The organism is Sinomicrobium halophytocola (assembly GCF_052983395.1).
In genome coordinates, this window is sequence record NZ_JBRKIT010000006.1 from 1 (window position 1) to 15,520 (window position 15,520).

Annotated in this window: 13 protein-coding genes; 1 reads left to right on the forward strand and 12 read right to left on the reverse strand. The window is 43.8% G+C overall.

All coding sequences use genetic code 11. The annotated features are described in order from the left end of the window. From ACVBDY_RS01410 to ACVBDY_RS01430, 5 genes are all read right to left on the reverse strand, one after another. Nucleotides 1-815 (reverse strand): phage tail-like protein (locus ACVBDY_RS01410; RefSeq protein ID WP_514360659.1); only part of this gene is annotated, 815 nt, incomplete at its 3' end. Between the two features lie 430 nt (nucleotides 816-1,245). Continuing rightward, nucleotides 1,246-2,088, reverse strand: coding sequence for a mechanosensitive ion channel family protein (locus tag ACVBDY_RS01415; RefSeq protein ID WP_447173689.1), 843 nt, complete (start codon nucleotides 2,086-2,088; stop codon nucleotides 1,246-1,248). Then, entirely contained in the window at nucleotides 2,063-2,266 is a 204-nt protein-coding gene (locus tag ACVBDY_RS01420; protein WP_123217867.1) for a hypothetical protein, read from the reverse strand. The genes ACVBDY_RS01415 and ACVBDY_RS01420 overlap by 26 nt, the downstream gene beginning before the upstream one ends. Before the next feature lie 127 nt (nucleotides 2,267-2,393). After that, a complete protein-coding gene (locus ACVBDY_RS01425) occupies nucleotides 2,394-2,960 on the reverse strand; it encodes an RNA polymerase sigma factor (RefSeq protein ID WP_447173690.1) in 567 nt (188 codons plus the stop codon). Nucleotides 2,961-3,050: 90 nt separating this feature from the next. Beyond that, nucleotides 3,051-3,473, reverse strand: a complete 423-nt coding sequence (locus ACVBDY_RS01430) for a hypothetical protein (RefSeq protein ID WP_123217869.1) — start codon at nucleotides 3,471-3,473, stop codon at nucleotides 3,051-3,053. Between the two features lie 705 nt (nucleotides 3,474-4,178). Here ACVBDY_RS01430 and ACVBDY_RS01435 point away from each other — a divergent pair. Beyond that, the gene (locus tag ACVBDY_RS01435) at nucleotides 4,179-4,874 is read left to right on the forward strand and encodes a YiaD family glycine zipper/OmpA-like lipoprotein (RefSeq protein WP_123217875.1); all 696 of its coding nucleotides are present in this window, start codon (nucleotides 4,179-4,181) and stop codon (nucleotides 4,872-4,874) included. Between the two features lie 467 nt (nucleotides 4,875-5,341). Here ACVBDY_RS01435 and ACVBDY_RS01440 read toward each other — a convergent pair whose 3' ends face one another. From ACVBDY_RS01440 to ACVBDY_RS01470, 7 genes are all read right to left on the reverse strand, one after another. Next, complete coding sequence (locus ACVBDY_RS01440; protein WP_206363292.1) at nucleotides 5,342-6,289, reverse strand: endo-beta-N-acetylglucosaminidase H; 948 nt, start codon at nucleotides 6,287-6,289, stop codon at nucleotides 5,342-5,344. Between the two features lie 330 nt (nucleotides 6,290-6,619). After that, entirely contained in the window at nucleotides 6,620-8,077 is a 1,458-nt protein-coding gene (locus ACVBDY_RS01445) for an alpha-L-fucosidase (protein ID WP_123217871.1), read from the reverse strand. Nucleotides 8,078-8,173: 96 nt separating this feature from the next. After that, nucleotides 8,174-9,706, reverse strand: coding sequence for a RagB/SusD family nutrient uptake outer membrane protein (locus tag ACVBDY_RS01450; protein WP_123217872.1), 1,533 nt, complete (start codon nucleotides 9,704-9,706; stop codon nucleotides 8,174-8,176). A gap of 36 nt (nucleotides 9,707-9,742) precedes the next feature. Further along, nucleotides 9,743-12,907 (reverse strand): SusC/RagA family TonB-linked outer membrane protein, encoded by a 3,165-nt coding sequence (locus ACVBDY_RS01455; protein ID WP_123217873.1) that lies wholly within the window; start codon nucleotides 12,905-12,907, stop codon nucleotides 9,743-9,745. Next, a complete protein-coding gene (locus tag ACVBDY_RS01460) occupies nucleotides 12,904-13,029 on the reverse strand; it encodes a hypothetical protein (protein WP_262707140.1) in 126 nt (41 codons plus the stop codon). The genes ACVBDY_RS01455 and ACVBDY_RS01460 overlap by 4 nt, the downstream gene beginning before the upstream one ends. An 80-nt stretch (nucleotides 13,030-13,109) precedes the next feature. After that, the gene (locus ACVBDY_RS01465; protein ID WP_123217874.1) at nucleotides 13,110-14,153 is read right to left on the reverse strand and encodes a glycosyl hydrolase family 18 protein; all 1,044 of its coding nucleotides are present in this window, start codon (nucleotides 14,151-14,153) and stop codon (nucleotides 13,110-13,112) included. A 140-nt stretch (nucleotides 14,154-14,293) separates the two neighbouring features. Continuing rightward, on the reverse strand, nucleotides 14,294-15,520 hold a 1,227-nt coding region (locus ACVBDY_RS01470; RefSeq protein ID WP_447173691.1), incomplete at its 5' end, for a FecR family protein.

Genomic DNA, 15,520 nt, shown 5'->3' on the forward strand with positions numbered 1-15,520 from the left:
TAAACATCGCCTTCCTTATTAGTGATCTGTTCGATAATGTCAGAAGGAACGTCGATCAGGGTGACCGTGTTGTCTTCACTGGTATAGGTATAGGTACCATCGGAATTAGCCGTTAAGGTCGTGATGCTCTCGTTCATCTTCACCAGCTCGTCCAGGTTGATGGTCTGCGCCTCTCCGTTCTCGTCGATATAGGTAAACTCGTTGGTGTCCCCGTTAAAGGTCACATTACCATTACCGGACTCTTCGATCAGGTTGGTGATACTTTTGTAAACATCGCCTTCCTTATTAGTGATCTGTTTGATAATATCAGAAGGAACATCGATCAGAGTGACCGTGTTGTCTTCACTGGTATAGGTATAGGTGCCGTTACCTTCGTCTACCAAGGTAGTCACGGTTTCGTTCAGGCGGATCAACTCTTCCAAGTTGATCTCCTGCGTGGTGCCGCTCTCGTCCAAGTAGGTAAAGCTGTTATTTTCCGAATTAAAAATAACAATGTTGTCCGGCACGTCTCCGTTGATCACATCTTCTGCCGACACCACCCGGCGCCAGCGCCCGTCATACCAATAGTAATAGCCGGGTTTAACATCGGCAGTATCAGCCGTGTTAAACACTAGTAAACTCTCCACATTACCATTGGCAATTGTAGTCTGGTCTACGATTCCGTTAAGGGCAACCCTGGGAATCAGCACCCCTTTATCTTCCGCTACAACATCCAATTGAGCAGAGTTATCCGGTATGGAAGTACCAATCCCTACCTGGGCATGACCATAAAAGCTTGCTACCAGAAAAAAAGCTAAGGCGTAGATTTTTCTCATAAGTTTAGATTCAAATTAGTTTTTAGAACAATTAATATTTAGATTACGCACACAAAAAAGCCTCAACCAAAACAACAGGGATGAGGGACTCTTATCTTTACTACACAAAATCCCCCAACCAGATTAAGTCCGGATTCAGGTTCAGATTTGGGTATCAAATACAAGTTTATAGCCTCCTTGTAACTACATTATACCCAAAAGGCAAAAACGGGTGACAAAAATTAACTTGAAATTTCAGGGGAAAGTTGAGCGGTATAAAAAAGTACCGGGAAGCAGGACTGTAAACAGGCAGGTCACCGCCCGGTACACACCTGGTATTACCGACTATTAAAAAGGGCATAGACCTCAGGAGGCTAAGGAGTTAGAATCTCCTTGAAGTGTGGCTATAGGTAAGAAAAGAGGCTATGCCCTATGCTGTATACTATAAATATTAACCTTTCTTTATTTTGTTTGATTCCTGTGAAAATTTATTTATCGGTATGACTAAAATTTCATTTTTAATATCGATACTTACATAAATATTATCCATGGCCACTATCTCTCCTTCAACTCCGTTTTCCAACGTTACATACTGCCCTACTTTAAAATACTTCTTTGTATAGAAGGTTTGCAATAACTGGCCGACAATATTTTTAGACCCGAGGCCCAATGCCAAAGTAACAATTAACAGGCAGGCTCCTAAAATAATGGTGATATTATTCGTAATTACCGTAGTATCTACTCCTGCCTGATTCAGGGCTGTGACTGATATTATTATCAATATGATAAAATAAGAGACCTGACTTATAAACCTGCCCCCTGCCAAATTAACAGTCCCGGAAAGAGAGAGCATACCTTGTTTGACAAAGCCTGCAATATAAAGGCCTGCAATAAAAATGGCAATACCACTGAAAAGTTTGGGTAAATAAGCCAGCAATTTGGTGACTTCCACAGAAATGGAATCCCAGCCTAAAACATTAAATACAACAGATAAGATAACGATATAAAATGTATACTTGATCAGAGACAAAATAGCCCTGGTCATATTTATTTCCGAAGGTATACCATTTAAAAAGGTTTTTTGTTTCAGCTTCCTAAATTTACCTTCCAGGTCAATAACTTTCAAAAACCGTTTTATAAGGAATAGCATAAGCTTTGTCAATAGCCAGCCAAACACTAAAATGAGTAATGCTCCCAAAATGTTCGGCAGAATCTGGGCTATTTTTGATGTTATATCATTAAGCGAACTTAAAGTTATATCTGTCCAATTATTGATCGTCTGATTCATCTTCATCTGTGTTTTTAGTTTTAAATAAACTTGAAATTGTATCTGTATAATTACTTGTAAAAAGTGAGGAGAAATCTCTTAAAAGCTCTATTAATTCCACACTGTTCATCACATTTTCCTTTGTGTCTTCCGGAACTTTTCTTAGAGGGCCTCCTATTTTTTTAAAAGGATTTTCTTTTTTCATGTGTTTTTTTTATTTTTTTTCCAATGGTCACATGGAACCTCCAACTAATTGCCGGGAAGATTCGACAATAAAAACAATCATGCGTCGTTGTACTTTAAAGATTATTTTAATCATGTCGGTTTCATTTTTACAAATTGCTTTTATACATATCCACAAGCCTGTACTTTGCCCTTTTCAACCGCATTTTAACCGCGCTTTCCCCGATTTTTAAATTCTCAGCTAATTCTTTTATCGCAACATCGTCTCTATATTTTAACAATAAGATCATTCTATCTTCTGGTGTAATAAGATTAAGGGCTTTTTCCAATCCGGATACCCTCATACTATAAAGGTTCTCATCACTAATCTCTATTTTAAGCTCATTGATATTGTCAATATTTTCGGAAAGTTTTTCTATTCTTTTTGCCTTATTCCTGTTGATATAATTAACACAAAACCTATAAGCCAAAGTATACAGCCAACTTTTGAAACTTACATTTTCAGTAAAAGTGTGCAATTTTAAATAGGCTTTTATGAAAATGTCCTGGGTCAGATCTTTGGCCTCAGCATCCGTATCGCAAAAACTGTAACAGCGATGGTATATTAAATCTGCATACCTGTCGTATATTATAGCATACAGGTTTTTCTCCTTATAGTTTACAATACGTTTCACTATTTCGAAATCCGATTCCTTATCTGTCTTTGTGTTTGCCAACTTTGATCTATGCATTTTAAAAATAACAGAATTGCAAAGTGTAGTCATTGCATATCCGTGAGAATAATAGTCCGCGATACTTTCAAAACCTTATTTTCTGCTATGCACTTCTGTTAAACCGGCAGATTGTACAATCGAAAACTTCGTAAAATTGTTGTGAAATACAAGCCGGATCTCTTCCGTGCTTTCACTTCGGTTAACAAGCAGTTCAAAAGTTGCGCGCCCTACAAACTCCCAGGTACCGTTAAGGACTGCCGCTTTTTGGCAATTATTTAAATCATCCCCGGCAAAGCTGGTCAAAGTATATGTTCCATTATTGAAAAACCTGTACTCTAACTGTCCATTACACTTAATATCTTCTATCAGATCACTATTTTCCACATAGTAATCCAAATCCCAGAAACCAATGATAACTCCTGTTATTCTATTTCCCCCGTCATCATCTTCAGTACACGAAACGATTACGAAAGCAATCATAATAATCATATTGTTTATAATTATTTTTTTTACCATGCCGAATAATTTTGACTTTTAATAAAATTTAAGAAACTATATGAGTTTTATTCTTTATTTACTCTCTTGTATTATATATATTACAAAAACGAAAAACGGGTGACTAAGAGGCTGTCCGAATTTTATCTCTTCAGCAAGCCAGGAACATCGGTTAAAATCAAGTTTGTACCCCACGGATACTGGTTATACTTAAAAAAGCTCCTGTTCGTATAGTCTATGTTTTTACTCTTTTTCACTTAATGAAACACCTTCTTAAAAAAAAAGTCACTCCATGTGACCAAAAAAAGATTTTGGTGTTATTGGATTATTGGAATACAGATAATTCAAAAGAAAATAAACAGCGGGGCAATACGATATGATTCTTGAAAGCAAAATAGATTTGTTGAGAACTCTTATTTACAATAAAAATTTATTGGACGCAGAAAATCGGGCTGGTGATAATACTTCCGGTATGAATGAGATCCCTCCCTGATAACTTGTAATAACCGAATTACATTTACTTAAACTCTAATGATTGACCTACTTATCATTCTTTGTGTCCTTTGTGGCCGACATTTAACCATGGAGGCTGCAAAGGTTTACACAAGGTTTACGGAGAGGCAGGATCAGATCAAAAATTATTTTTAAAAACGGAAGGAGAATCCGTGACCATGGTCATCAATTCTTCAAAATTAAATCGAGTAAAAATATAATAAGACAATTATGATGAAAACTTCATTGCGAAAATTAGGAGCCGGCCTTCTGGCCATAACCCTTCTTACAACAGGGTGTGACGCCGTCAGGAATGCCAGTAACAGGGACAAAGGAACCGCGATAGGGGCTTCCGGAGGGGCTGCCATTGGCGGTATTATAGGAAATAATGTAGGGGATAAAAAGAACTCTGTCCTCGGAGCCCTTATCGGGGCTGTTGTAGGGGGTGTTGCCGGAAGATATATCGGTAACCGTATGGACCGCCAGGCCGAACGTATCGAAGAAGAGATTCCCGGGGCGACAGTGACCCGGGCAGGAGAAGGGATCAATGTAACCTTCGACGAGAAAAGCGGGGTGTATTTTGCTACGAACAAATACAACCTTAATCCGGCATCTGCAGCAACCCTGAACAAACTTGCCGGTATTTTTAAGGAATACCCTCACACGCTTATTCTCGTGGAAGGACATACCGATAATACCGGAAGGGCAGAATATAATTCAGGCCTTTCCCGGCACAGGGCAGAATCTGTAACCGATTACCTCGTAAACCAGGGAATCTCCCCGGGCCGGTTTACCACCAAATGGTACGGTGAAGACCAACCCCGTTACGACAACAGCACAGCAAATGGCAGGGCCAAAAACCGAAGAGTAGAGATCGCTATTATAGCCGATGAAAAGCTGAAGGAAGAAGCCAGGAAGAATGCACACTAAACCACTCTGGATTTGAAAGTCGAGAGGTTAGAAATGGCAATGAAATTGCCAAAGTTATTGGGTTATTTGGTTATTTAGTCAATACTTAATAACTCAATAGCTTAATAACCTATTGTTGAAAGTTTATAGAAACTAAAGTAACTGTAATGGAATTACATCAACTTGATAATAAACAACAGACTCAGGTGATTAAAAGTATGTTTAAAAAAGATTGATTGAAGCCAAAAACACCCTTACGCCGGCTGGCTCATTCGCTAAAATAACTCAATAGGTTAATTTGTGAATTGAAAAAACCAAACCCCGAAAACTGGCCAAAGTGCCAAAAAACGGGGTTTTTCTTTTTTCAACAAAAAGTGTTTTCGAGTATAATTTTATTTACAAATCATCTCTTATCACATCTATACCAAGGGACGGGCCTTTCTCCGTCCTCGGTTGTAAAAACATTTTGTTATGATAATCAGCTATAACTATTCCTTAGTATAGGTTTCGCCGGAAAGGATTACGTTCTCTCCATAGAGTTCCTGTCCTATGGCCGACAGATACGAAGACGCGTTTTCCTGTTTCAGATCATACTGCAGGAAAATCCCGTAACCATCATCCATTGTCCGTCGGGCAAGGTTTGCCGCTTCAAGTGGATCATAAGGTTGTCGGTTGATCCAAACCGCTGCAGGGCCCAATCGGTTTTTATCCTCAAGTCCCGATATCCTAGGAGCACCATAACTACCATAATACGCCTGCCAACTGTAATCGATCAACTCACCAACACGGGTGCCATTCCATTCGGTATACTGGGCCGCTTCGCCAATATCATATAGGCTTATGATTTTATTTGGCATCAACTTACGTGTTTCCTGTACCAACATCACAAAAGAACTGTCATTTGCCACCGGTTGGCCGTTTGTACCGTATTTTGCCCATTCATCGTCAAAGTCGATTCCGTCCAGATCGTAATCTTCCACGGCCTTTCTCAATTGCTGGGCAAAGTCTTTTGCGGCGGCACGGCTGGTAAAATTGGCAAACCCTACACCTTGGTGGTTCCCCAATATTGACAGCAAGACTTTTATCCCCTTGTCCTGCAAAGGCTTGATGTATTTTTCTTTATTGTTCAATACCTCTGTTACATTGGGGTTATGGTAAAGCACTGTTTTTTTCCGGTCTGCATCATAATTGATGTTGGATGCAAAGATCATGGCCATGTCAAAATACTGTGCTCCGCTTTCTTCGAGTGTATATGACCCCACATTGAGCAGGTTATGGTTATTCACCTCCACATATACCACACTTAAAGGCCCGTCTTTAACGGCATTGCTGTCCGGTTCGGCTTCTCCAGGCTCGCCTCCCGCCAGAGGAAAATCACAACTCCCGAAAAGACCCGTAAAGATTACCAGTCCCAAAATCCATTTTGTTTTCATCATACAATTATTTAAGGTTATATATAATTCACTATACCGATTTTGAGGTTTTCTTCTAAAAGTCACCTCTCTTTAAAGTTTGGTTACATTTACCGCAGTTACCCCTATACCTGCTTTTCAATCTTCTACCACGGACTGTTGCCCCGGAAAAATTGTCTTTGTTAAGGCCCCATTGCTCCCGAAGATCCTACGGGTTCGGGAGCAGACACCTGTTTTGGTGTCCGCACGTCAGCCAGCCCCTTCGCTAAAAAGGTCTCCCGGACCTTTTTTATACGCCCGGCAATTATCGTCCCGAACTATCGGGACCAAAAACAAAATTTAGAAGACAGTTTCTTAGTATACCTCAATATTGGAGATCAGCGGACAGGCCCTGGCATCGGTGATGTTTACCCGTATTTGACTTGTGTTGAGCGGTCTAGTTTTAAGTATGCGCTTATAACCTATAGTGGTACCTTCGGCAATCTTTGTCCAGCTATTTCCCTGTCGGGCTTCTACAGTAAAGGATCTTACTCTTTGCCCCAGGGGGATATATTCCTGTATAAGGATATAAGAAACCGATTGTTCTTTCTCCAGGCCGATCTCCACGGATGCCGTGGTAACCCCATCATCCGTAGCCCAGTAGGTGCTTTTATTTCCATCAGTGACACAGGCAGCTGCATAATCGGGCAAGCCTCCCCGGTAAGCGGTGGCTGTTGCGGGGGCATTGGCAGCCAGATTGGTTCGGAAAGTATCGTCGATCAGTTTTCGCCAGGCCCTGAGGGCGGCCACATCGTTTTCGTGGATGAGGCCTCTCCGGTCCGGGGGAACGTTCAACAGCAGGTTGGAACCACGTCCTACGGAAGTGAGGTAAATCTCAAACAACCTTTCGGCAGATTTTACCAGGGAATCTTCCTCCTCGTGATAAAACCATCCCGGACGGATAGAGACATCCACTTCGCCAGGGATCCATTGGTTCCCATTCTCGGAACCTGTGTTCAGCAATTCATTGATCCCCTCCTTACCGGCATAGAGGGTATCGTTGGAGATGGTGTTCCAGTTGGTCTCTCCGGCCAGGCCTTTTTCATTACCAACCCAGCGGATATCCGGCCCGCCATCGCTGAAAAAGAGCACTTGGGGACAAGGTTGCAACTCGCGTACCAAGTCGAGAGTGGCAGGCCAGTTGTAATAGGTTTGTTTGTCGATGTTGCGGATTTCCTGGGTACCACCATAGTAACCGTCTCCGCCATTGGTGCCGTCAAACCACATTTCAAAGACAGGGCCGTAAGCGGTAAAAATTTCTTTAAGCTGGTTGCGGTAGTACTCGATATAGGAAGCTTCCCCGTAATCGGCCCGGTTCCGGTCCCAGGGAGAAAGGTAGACCCCGAATTTGAGCCCGTGACGTTTACAGGCTTCGGAAACTTCTTTGACCAGATCGCCCTTGCCGTCCTTGTAGGGACTGTTTTTTATGGAGTGTTCTGTATATTGGCTGGGCCACAGGCAAAAGCCGTCGTGGTGTTTCGCCGTTAGAATAACACCTTTGATCCCGGCCTCTTTCAGCGTAGTGATCCATTGGTCCACATCGGTTTCCGAAGGGTTGAAGATCGAAGGGTCTTCGTCGCCGTAACCCCACTCCTTCCCGGTAAAGGTATTGGTGGTAAAGTGAATAAAGGCATTGAGTTCCATCTCCTGCCAGGCCAGTTGGGTTTCCGAGGTTACAGGGCCTACGAGTTTGGGAGCAGAGATCTCTTTTGGTGTTGTATTACAAGAATGTAATATGAGGTTGATTGCTGTAAAAATGATTAGGTTTTTCATCTGTTCCTTTTTTTTAGCTCACTTATTTAACTCGTCTTGAGTTATTCTATTAGCTGCAAAATCAAATCCTCTGGTTTTTTAGTTTCTTCTCATTATCTAATACCCAGCGTTCTGGTCACTTTCCGTAATCTTGGCATTATTGTCAATTTCCTGTTGGGGGATTGGCACAAACTGGTGTCTGTCCGTATAGTAGTCCAAAGGCTCTTCTTTTAATTTTCCCTGGGCCCTCCATCTCAGGAGGTCCCTGTTCCTGACCTGTTCATTGGCCAGTTCTACCATTTTTTCATGCATGATAGCAGCAAATATCTCATCTTTGGTCCCCGTTGGGTATTTTGATGTTGGGTATAAAGGCATGTTTACCGAGGGCCTTTGTCTTATCATGTTCAGGTATTCCACACTCTTATTCTGATCTCCGGCCTCCAGTTCGCATTCAGCAAGGTTTAAAAGCACTTCCGCATACCGGATCACCCTGTGGTTGATGCCGGATTCGTAATATCCGCCGGGATTCACTTTATACATAGCGGAATGCTTTCTCCAGCTTATTTTCATTTCCTTACCGTTATATATCAGCGCACTTCCCTTGATATTACTACTTTCGATGACCTCCGTTCCGTTATTGAAGGTATCACCCACGAAATAGAGGTTTTTATCCATGCGGGGATCTCTCTTCTCAGCCCCGTTTTCCGGTCTTTCAAATTCATCCAGCATTTTTTGGGAAGGGATAATATTTCTCCAGCCATAGGCCGAATATTCCTGGGAATGGATGCTGGCTTCATTACCTGTTCCGTCCCCGGTGTCTGACCAGTCATAAGCCCCTATTTTTGCAAAGCCGATCTCCCACACCGATTCGCTGTTGTATTCGTTCTCTTCCTGGAAATTATCATCGTATTCATCCACCAGCGCGTAATTTCCCGAAGCTACGATTTGATCTAAAGCATCTTTGGCTTTGGTATAATCTCCTGTGAACATATATACCCGCCCCAATAAGGCCAGGGCTGTGCCTTTGGACATCCGTCCGTCTTCATTTTTGCTGAAACTGAGACCTTCGGAAGCTATCGTAAGGTCTTCGACAGCCTGGCCCAGGACTTCTCCCCGGGAACTCAAGGGATTGGTTTCCGAAAAATCGGTGACATAAGTGAGGTATATGGGGGCCCTCCCCCAGATTGTTCCCAACTCGTAATAAGCCCACCCCCGTGCACAACGTGCTTCCGCAATGATCTTTTTCCGGATGCTTTCATCCACTTCCGTTGCTTCAGGAACTTTATTAATAATAATGTTTGCCCGGTGAATGACCTGGTATAACCCTCTCCACATGCCCGTATTGACCGGATTGGAAGCATCGTGAGCGCCGTTGAGCACCTGGTTGAATTCAGCGGCCAATTGCCCTCCGCCCGAACTTACCTCATCGGCCCTTATATCGTTAAAGAACCAATAATACCTAGAAAACAGGTTGCCTCCGGACATAACACCATACATAGCATATAAGCCCGAATTCAATTCACTTTCATTCTGGTAGTACGTGTCCACGGCCAACTGGTTCGGATCGGTCTTGTCCAGATCGTCATAGCTACATGCACCGACTGTAAAAAGCAAGGTGATTGTGAGAAATGTGGCGATTATTTTTTTCATCTGTCTAAACTTTTTTTTGAACTGTTAACCTTTGATTTAGAACTTGGCATTCAATCCGATAAGGAAGGTGCTGGGTCTGGGGTATTGTCCGTAATCAATACCTTGAGTCAGTAAATTGCTGTTTCTCGATCCGATCTCGGGATCGTAACCCGAATAATCGGTAATGGTTAACAGGTTGCTCCCCGAAAGATAAAATTCGAGCCCGGAAATAAACCTGTTGCCATTGCGCGACAGCCATTCTTCGGGTATTCTGTACCCGATCTTAACGGTTTGTAACCGCAGATAGGATCCGTCTTCGATAAATCGATCCGAAGTACGTGTATTCCCGTTGGGGTCCGCATTGATCATACGGGGGATGTTAGTATCTGTATTTTGTAGTGTCCAGGCATCCAGAACGGCAACATCGGCATTGAATAACCGGAGTCCGCCTTCCCGGTATACTTTAGCAGCATTATATACATCATTGCCCTGAACGCCATTCCAGAACATATTAAAGAAGAAGTTCTTATAGTCGGCATTAAAGTTGATCCCGTAGGTGAAGTCAGGTATAAAATTACCGATGATAGCCCTGTCTTCAGGAGTGATAGTGCCATCGTCGTTATTGTCTTTAAAGATCAGGTCTCCGGGGGCTGCATTTTCCTGGTAGGGCGTATTGGGATTCCTGCTGTTATAGTCGTCAATCTGGGCCTGGCTCCGGAATATACCTTCCACCTGCCATCCGTAAAACTGCTGTATCGGGTCTCCGACCGATGTACGGGTAATATCAAAGCCGCCAGTATCTGAGTTCTGCCCGGCAAAGAGTGTTGAAGTTTCCGTAGCCATGCTGACAATATTGTTTCGGTATAAGCTCAGGTTGGCCGAAACATCCCATTTGAATTCGTTATCGTAGTTTGAATAGTAAGTTCCCTGAAATTCAAGGCCCCAGTTTTTCATCCCCCCGATATTGGCCAGTGTGCTCCCGGCATACCCGGCGGAAGAAGGAAGGGGGACGGCAAGTATTAAGTTGTCGGTCTTCCTGTTGTACCATTCGGCAGAAAATTGCATCCTGTTATTGAAAAGACCTATATCCACACCGGCATTGACCATGGTAGTGACTTCCCATTCCAGTTCGCCATTGGCAAGTTTGTCGAAATAAGCCCCTTGGAATACTTCATCGCCAAACAGTGCCGTGGTATTTTTCTGAATCCCCGCCTGGCTTTCGTAATCTCCGATACCTTCAAAACCTACTTTTCCCCAGCTTCCGCGGAGTTTTAGCTCAGAGATCCCGGAGTTTGCCATAAACGATTCTTCAGCTATATTCCAGCCCGCAGAGATTCCCGGGAATGACTGCCATTTTTTACCCCCGGCAAATCTGGAAGAACCGTCTCTCCGGATCGAGGCACTGAACAAGTAACGCCCGTCAAAGTCATAATTGAGACGGCTGGCATAGGAATAAATGGTATTTGCACCTTTGGAACTGTTCAGGATCGGGTCTGTGGCACCGGTAAGGATATCCAGTTTATTGTTGTCGAGACGGCCGGAGCCGCTCAGGCTACTGTATTTATTATCTTGTCTTTCGGCTATGGCTATCACATCAACATTGTGATCTCCAAAAGATCTTTTATAGCTCAACTGGTTAGAAAAATAAGTTCCTGTTGACGTATCCCTCGTATCTGTGACCTCCTTTTTTTCCCGGCCCCTGAAACCGTCAAAATAAATAGGTAAAATAATGCTGTTCCTGTTGTAGGACCAATCTACCCCTGCAATAAATTTGTATTTCAGGTCATCGGTAATATCAACGCCTATCGAGGCCGTACCGAAGATCCTTACATTCCTGTCGGTATTGCGGTCCATCAATGCGGCACGGACCGGATTATCCGGGTCTGTTGCGTCGGCGGCATCCGGCGCCCGGTACCCTCCGTTTACGGTTGGGTCGTAGATGGGGATATAGGGAACTCCCCTAATGGTATGTTGTATTAACGACCTGCCTCCCGAAACGGCTTCATTTCGCCTGTTGCCTGTGGACACGGTAAGGGTCTGGCCGATATGGACCCTGTCATAGATATCATGATCCGAATTGATCCTTACGTTATAGCGTTTATATCCTGTTCCGATGATACTACCCTCCTGCTTAAAATATCCGAAAGACGAAAAGAACCTGGATTTTTCCCCGCCCCCTCTAAGGCCCAGGTAGTGATTGGTTGTGAAACCATCCCTGAATAATGCATCCTGGTAATCAGTATCCGTCTGTGCATAGGTCTGACCGGCTCCCTGGTAGATGGGTTTATCCATGTTATCCCACCTGCTGGGGAAAGGTGCTCCGGCGTTTCCAAGGAGCATTTTCCCATATTGCATGTACTGTTCGCGGTTCAGCAAATTCAATCTTTTAGTGACCCGTGAAAAACCGGCATATGAGCGAAGTTCCACATCCGGTTTTTCGGTATAGCTTCCTTTCTTGGTCGTTATCAAAACCACCCCGTTAGCCGCCCTTGATCCGTATATGGCGGCTGCACTGGCATCTTTTAAGACCGAAATAGATGCTATATCATTATTGTCAAAATCTTTTAATGACCCCGCAGGATAACCGTCTACCACATACAGTGGATCGGCTGGAAAACTGACTGAGCCGATCCCCCTGATACGGACGATGGGATCCGTTCCCGGAGCACCATTATTCGTGACCTGCACGCCCGGCATACGCCCCTGCATGGCTTCGGTAAAACTGGGAGCGGGAAGTGCAGTGACTTCTTCAGACGAAATGGACGAAACCGCCCCGGTTACCGCTCCTTTCTTCTGGTTCCCGTATCCGATGACAACTACCTGTTCCAACTGGCTGGCCGATTCTTCCAGGCTTACATCTACAGAAGACGTTCCGTTTACAGGTTCTTCTACTGTGGTGAACCCCAGGTAACTGAATACCAGTGTTGCATCTGAGGGGACTTCTATAGAATAATTTCCGTCAAAATCAGTCTCAGTCCCCGTGGTTGTGCCTTTAACTACAACCGATGCACCCGGCAAAGGAGTGCCACTTTTATCAGTGACCGTACCAGTGACTGTCTCTTGAACTTCATCCTGCACAATCAGGGTATTGCTGTTCGATGTTTTTGCTGCCACGTGATAGAACATACACAACAATAACATAATCACTGAAAATAAGCGTAAAGATTTAAGCTCTCTTACAGATATAAAATGAGTTTTCCGGCGCATAATTTTTCTTGTCATTTAGTGGTTTTAACGTGAATAATGTTGAAGAAACTGTTCGGGTTTTCCATGATCTCCCCGAGATATACGTGACCCGAACCATAAATTATGACCGTGATCTTGTCCATGACCGCATCTTCCATTACAGATATTACAAATGGGCAAAAACAAGTGATAAAAATCAACCCAGAAGTTTCAACAGCAAAACAGCCAGGTCAACTTCCTAATTTCCGTAGCTACTGTTTTTCAGGCCATCCGGGCAAATCCTGATTTGTTGTCCGTAAAGCGTATCAAATACATCTGTAAGATAATTTCCGCCATTGGAATTGTATTTCAATTCAAAGAACATAAGAACCCCCAGGTCATTATCTATCACATATTCGGCGGCCTTAACAGCACTGACTTTTGGGGTGCTGTTCGCACCGGCATCCGGGTTTACCGCAATACCCTCTCCCAGTTGCGATTTGGAGAACCCGTTATCCAGGTAATTATTTATTTCGGCTTTCGAAACTGCCCAGTAAGACATGGTCCACCCATAATCGAGCAGGTCGGAAAGCTTTTTACCATTATACTTATATGAGAGGTCTTCCCGGGCCCCATGCCCGTAAACGCCCAGGGCTTTGGCTATAATCTTATCAGGCATAGCTTTCCGAATGGCATGACAGGCCCATATTAATGACCTGTTGTTGCTCTGATCGGGACATTTGGAATACTCATCGTCAATCTCAATACCATCAAGTCCGTACCTTTCCACCACGTCCCTGACCCTTGCGGCATAGGCTTTGGCATCTTCATAACTTTCAAAACAGGACCAGCCTGCCTCGTCCCAATTTCCCAGAATGCTCAGCAACACCTTGATCCCGGCTTCCTGGAGTTGTCTTACATGAGTAATATTATTTTCCAGGAGATTAGTCACAGCAGGATTTAATCTCACTTCGGCCTTCCCTTCGGCATCCAAATTGATATTCCCGGCAAATATGACCGCTATATCAAAGGCCGGGCTTCCGTCTTCCATACGAATGCAGTCTACATTGGTCAGCAGGCTGTTTTTAGTTTCTATGTATACTACACTTAAAGGTGACCTGGGTTTGCTCTCCTCAACAATAGTATCGTTCTCTTTTTCCTTAACGATAGTATCCTTTTCCCGGTTAACTTCCGGGTTCTTCATCAAATCATCATTATTACAGGCTACTAATGTGGCTAATACTACTCCGGTACTCATCAAAAGATGCAGTATCTTTCTTAAAAAAAGACTGGTTGTTTTCATAGTGTATATTTTCTATTATTTTTTCAATGGTCCTATGGAGCACCCATATTTATGCCTGTTTGTGTTAAAGGAAACTTTAGCATGGGTATTTCATTTATTTTTTATTGCTTTTATTTACCTGTTTAGAATCTGTCTAAGTTTTATCCTACAACAAGAATCTTCTTATCCTTTATCTGAAAACTCACCCCGCCTACACGCTCTATCTTCTCCAGCAAAACGGTGACACTCTCCGAACGCTTCAAAACCCCCGAAAATATCATATCCCTTTTACCGGCGTCATCAAACTTCACTTCCAGGTCATACCAGCGCGAAAGAATACGCAACATCGCTTCCAGCCTCATATCCTCAAACCTGAACTCGCCGTGTTTCCAGGCGATCTCGTTGGTTACATTTGCTGCTGTTACCTCCAGAGTTTCCTTACCATCCTCTACTACGGACTGTTGCCCCGGAAAAATTGTCCTTGTTAAAGCCCCATTGCTTACGCTGACCTTCCCCGCTACCAAAGTGGTCAACACCCGGCCTTCTTCACGATAACCCTTAATGTTAAATTCCGTGCCCAACACTTCTACCACCTGTTCCCGGGTATGTACCCTGAAGGGCGTATCATCGTGTCTGGCAGCAGGAGATACCTCAAAATAAGCCTCCCCGTAGACCAGCTCCACTTCGCGGGGACGGCCCTCTGCAAACGATACAGGGTATTTTATCCGGGTCTCCGAGTTCAACCATATCCCCGTACTGTCAGAGAGCTGTACGTAAAACTGCCCCCCTCTCGGAACTGTTAGATAATTATACACTGTCTCCGCCTCGGAAACCGATGCCCCCTCCCTATACACCAGACGTTTGCCATTGCTTTTCGCTTTGCCTGTAGTGTATGGACGGCCTTCCTCAAGAACTATATCTTCTCCGTCTTCCAGGGTAAGGACCGCTTTATTCCCTCCGGAGGTAATCGGGGTAACCATCTCCGTGTCCTTAACCGAAGAACCGTTAAAAATGCTTTCTTTAAAGATGAATCCTATGGACAACAATAGCAGGATAACTGCTACTGCTGCATATTTTATATACCGGGAAATAAAGCGTGGCTTCCCGGGGTGATCCACAGGCTGTTTATGTACCTGCACAGGTTCGAACGGCTTTTCCAGTCTGGAAATCAGCCGGTCCCAGGAGGCTCCTTTATCCAGGTTATCCTCAAAGCCGGCCTTCTGCCATGTCTTGTATGCATACAGGTAAGACTTAAAGGCACGCCTGTTCTCCTCGCTCTCCTCTATCCATGATGTCAAGGTCCGGAATTCATCCGCCCCGATCTCTCCCGTGGTATAGGCCGCTATCAGCTCCAATATATCGTCAGTGATCTTATCCATGACCGTATC

Bases quoted from the DNA above. Each gene is read 5' to 3' on its own strand.
- ACVBDY_RS01415 (WP_447173689.1), bottom strand. From the start codon at position 2,088: ATGAAGATGAATCAGACGATCAATAATTGGACAGATATAACTTTAAGT.
- ACVBDY_RS01420 (WP_123217867.1), bottom strand. From the start codon at position 2,266: ATGAAAAAAGAAAATCCTTTTAAAAAAATAGGAGGCCCTCTAAGAAAA.
- ACVBDY_RS01430 (WP_123217869.1), bottom strand. From the start codon at position 3,473: ATGGTAAAAAAAATAATTATAAACAATATGATTATTATGATTGCTTTC.
- ACVBDY_RS01435 (WP_123217875.1), top strand. From the start codon at position 4,179: ATGAAAACTTCATTGCGAAAATTAGGAGCCGGCCTTCTGGCCATAACC.
- ACVBDY_RS01440 (WP_206363292.1), bottom strand. From the start codon at position 6,289: ATGATGAAAACAAAATGGATTTTGGGACTGGTAATCTTTACGGGTCTT.
- ACVBDY_RS01445 (WP_123217871.1), bottom strand. From the start codon at position 8,077: ATGAAAAACCTAATCATTTTTACAGCAATCAACCTCATATTACATTCT.
- ACVBDY_RS01450 (WP_123217872.1), bottom strand. From the start codon at position 9,706: ATGAAAAAAATAATCGCCACATTTCTCACAATCACCTTGCTTTTTACA.
- ACVBDY_RS01455 (WP_123217873.1), bottom strand. From the start codon at position 12,907: ATGACAAGAAAAATTATGCGCCGGAAAACTCATTTTATATCTGTAAGA.
- ACVBDY_RS01460 (WP_262707140.1), bottom strand. From the start codon at position 13,029: ATGGAAGATGCGGTCATGGACAAGATCACGGTCATAATTTATGGTTCG.
- ACVBDY_RS01465 (WP_123217874.1), bottom strand. From the start codon at position 14,153: ATGAAAACAACCAGTCTTTTTTTAAGAAAGATACTGCATCTTTTGATG.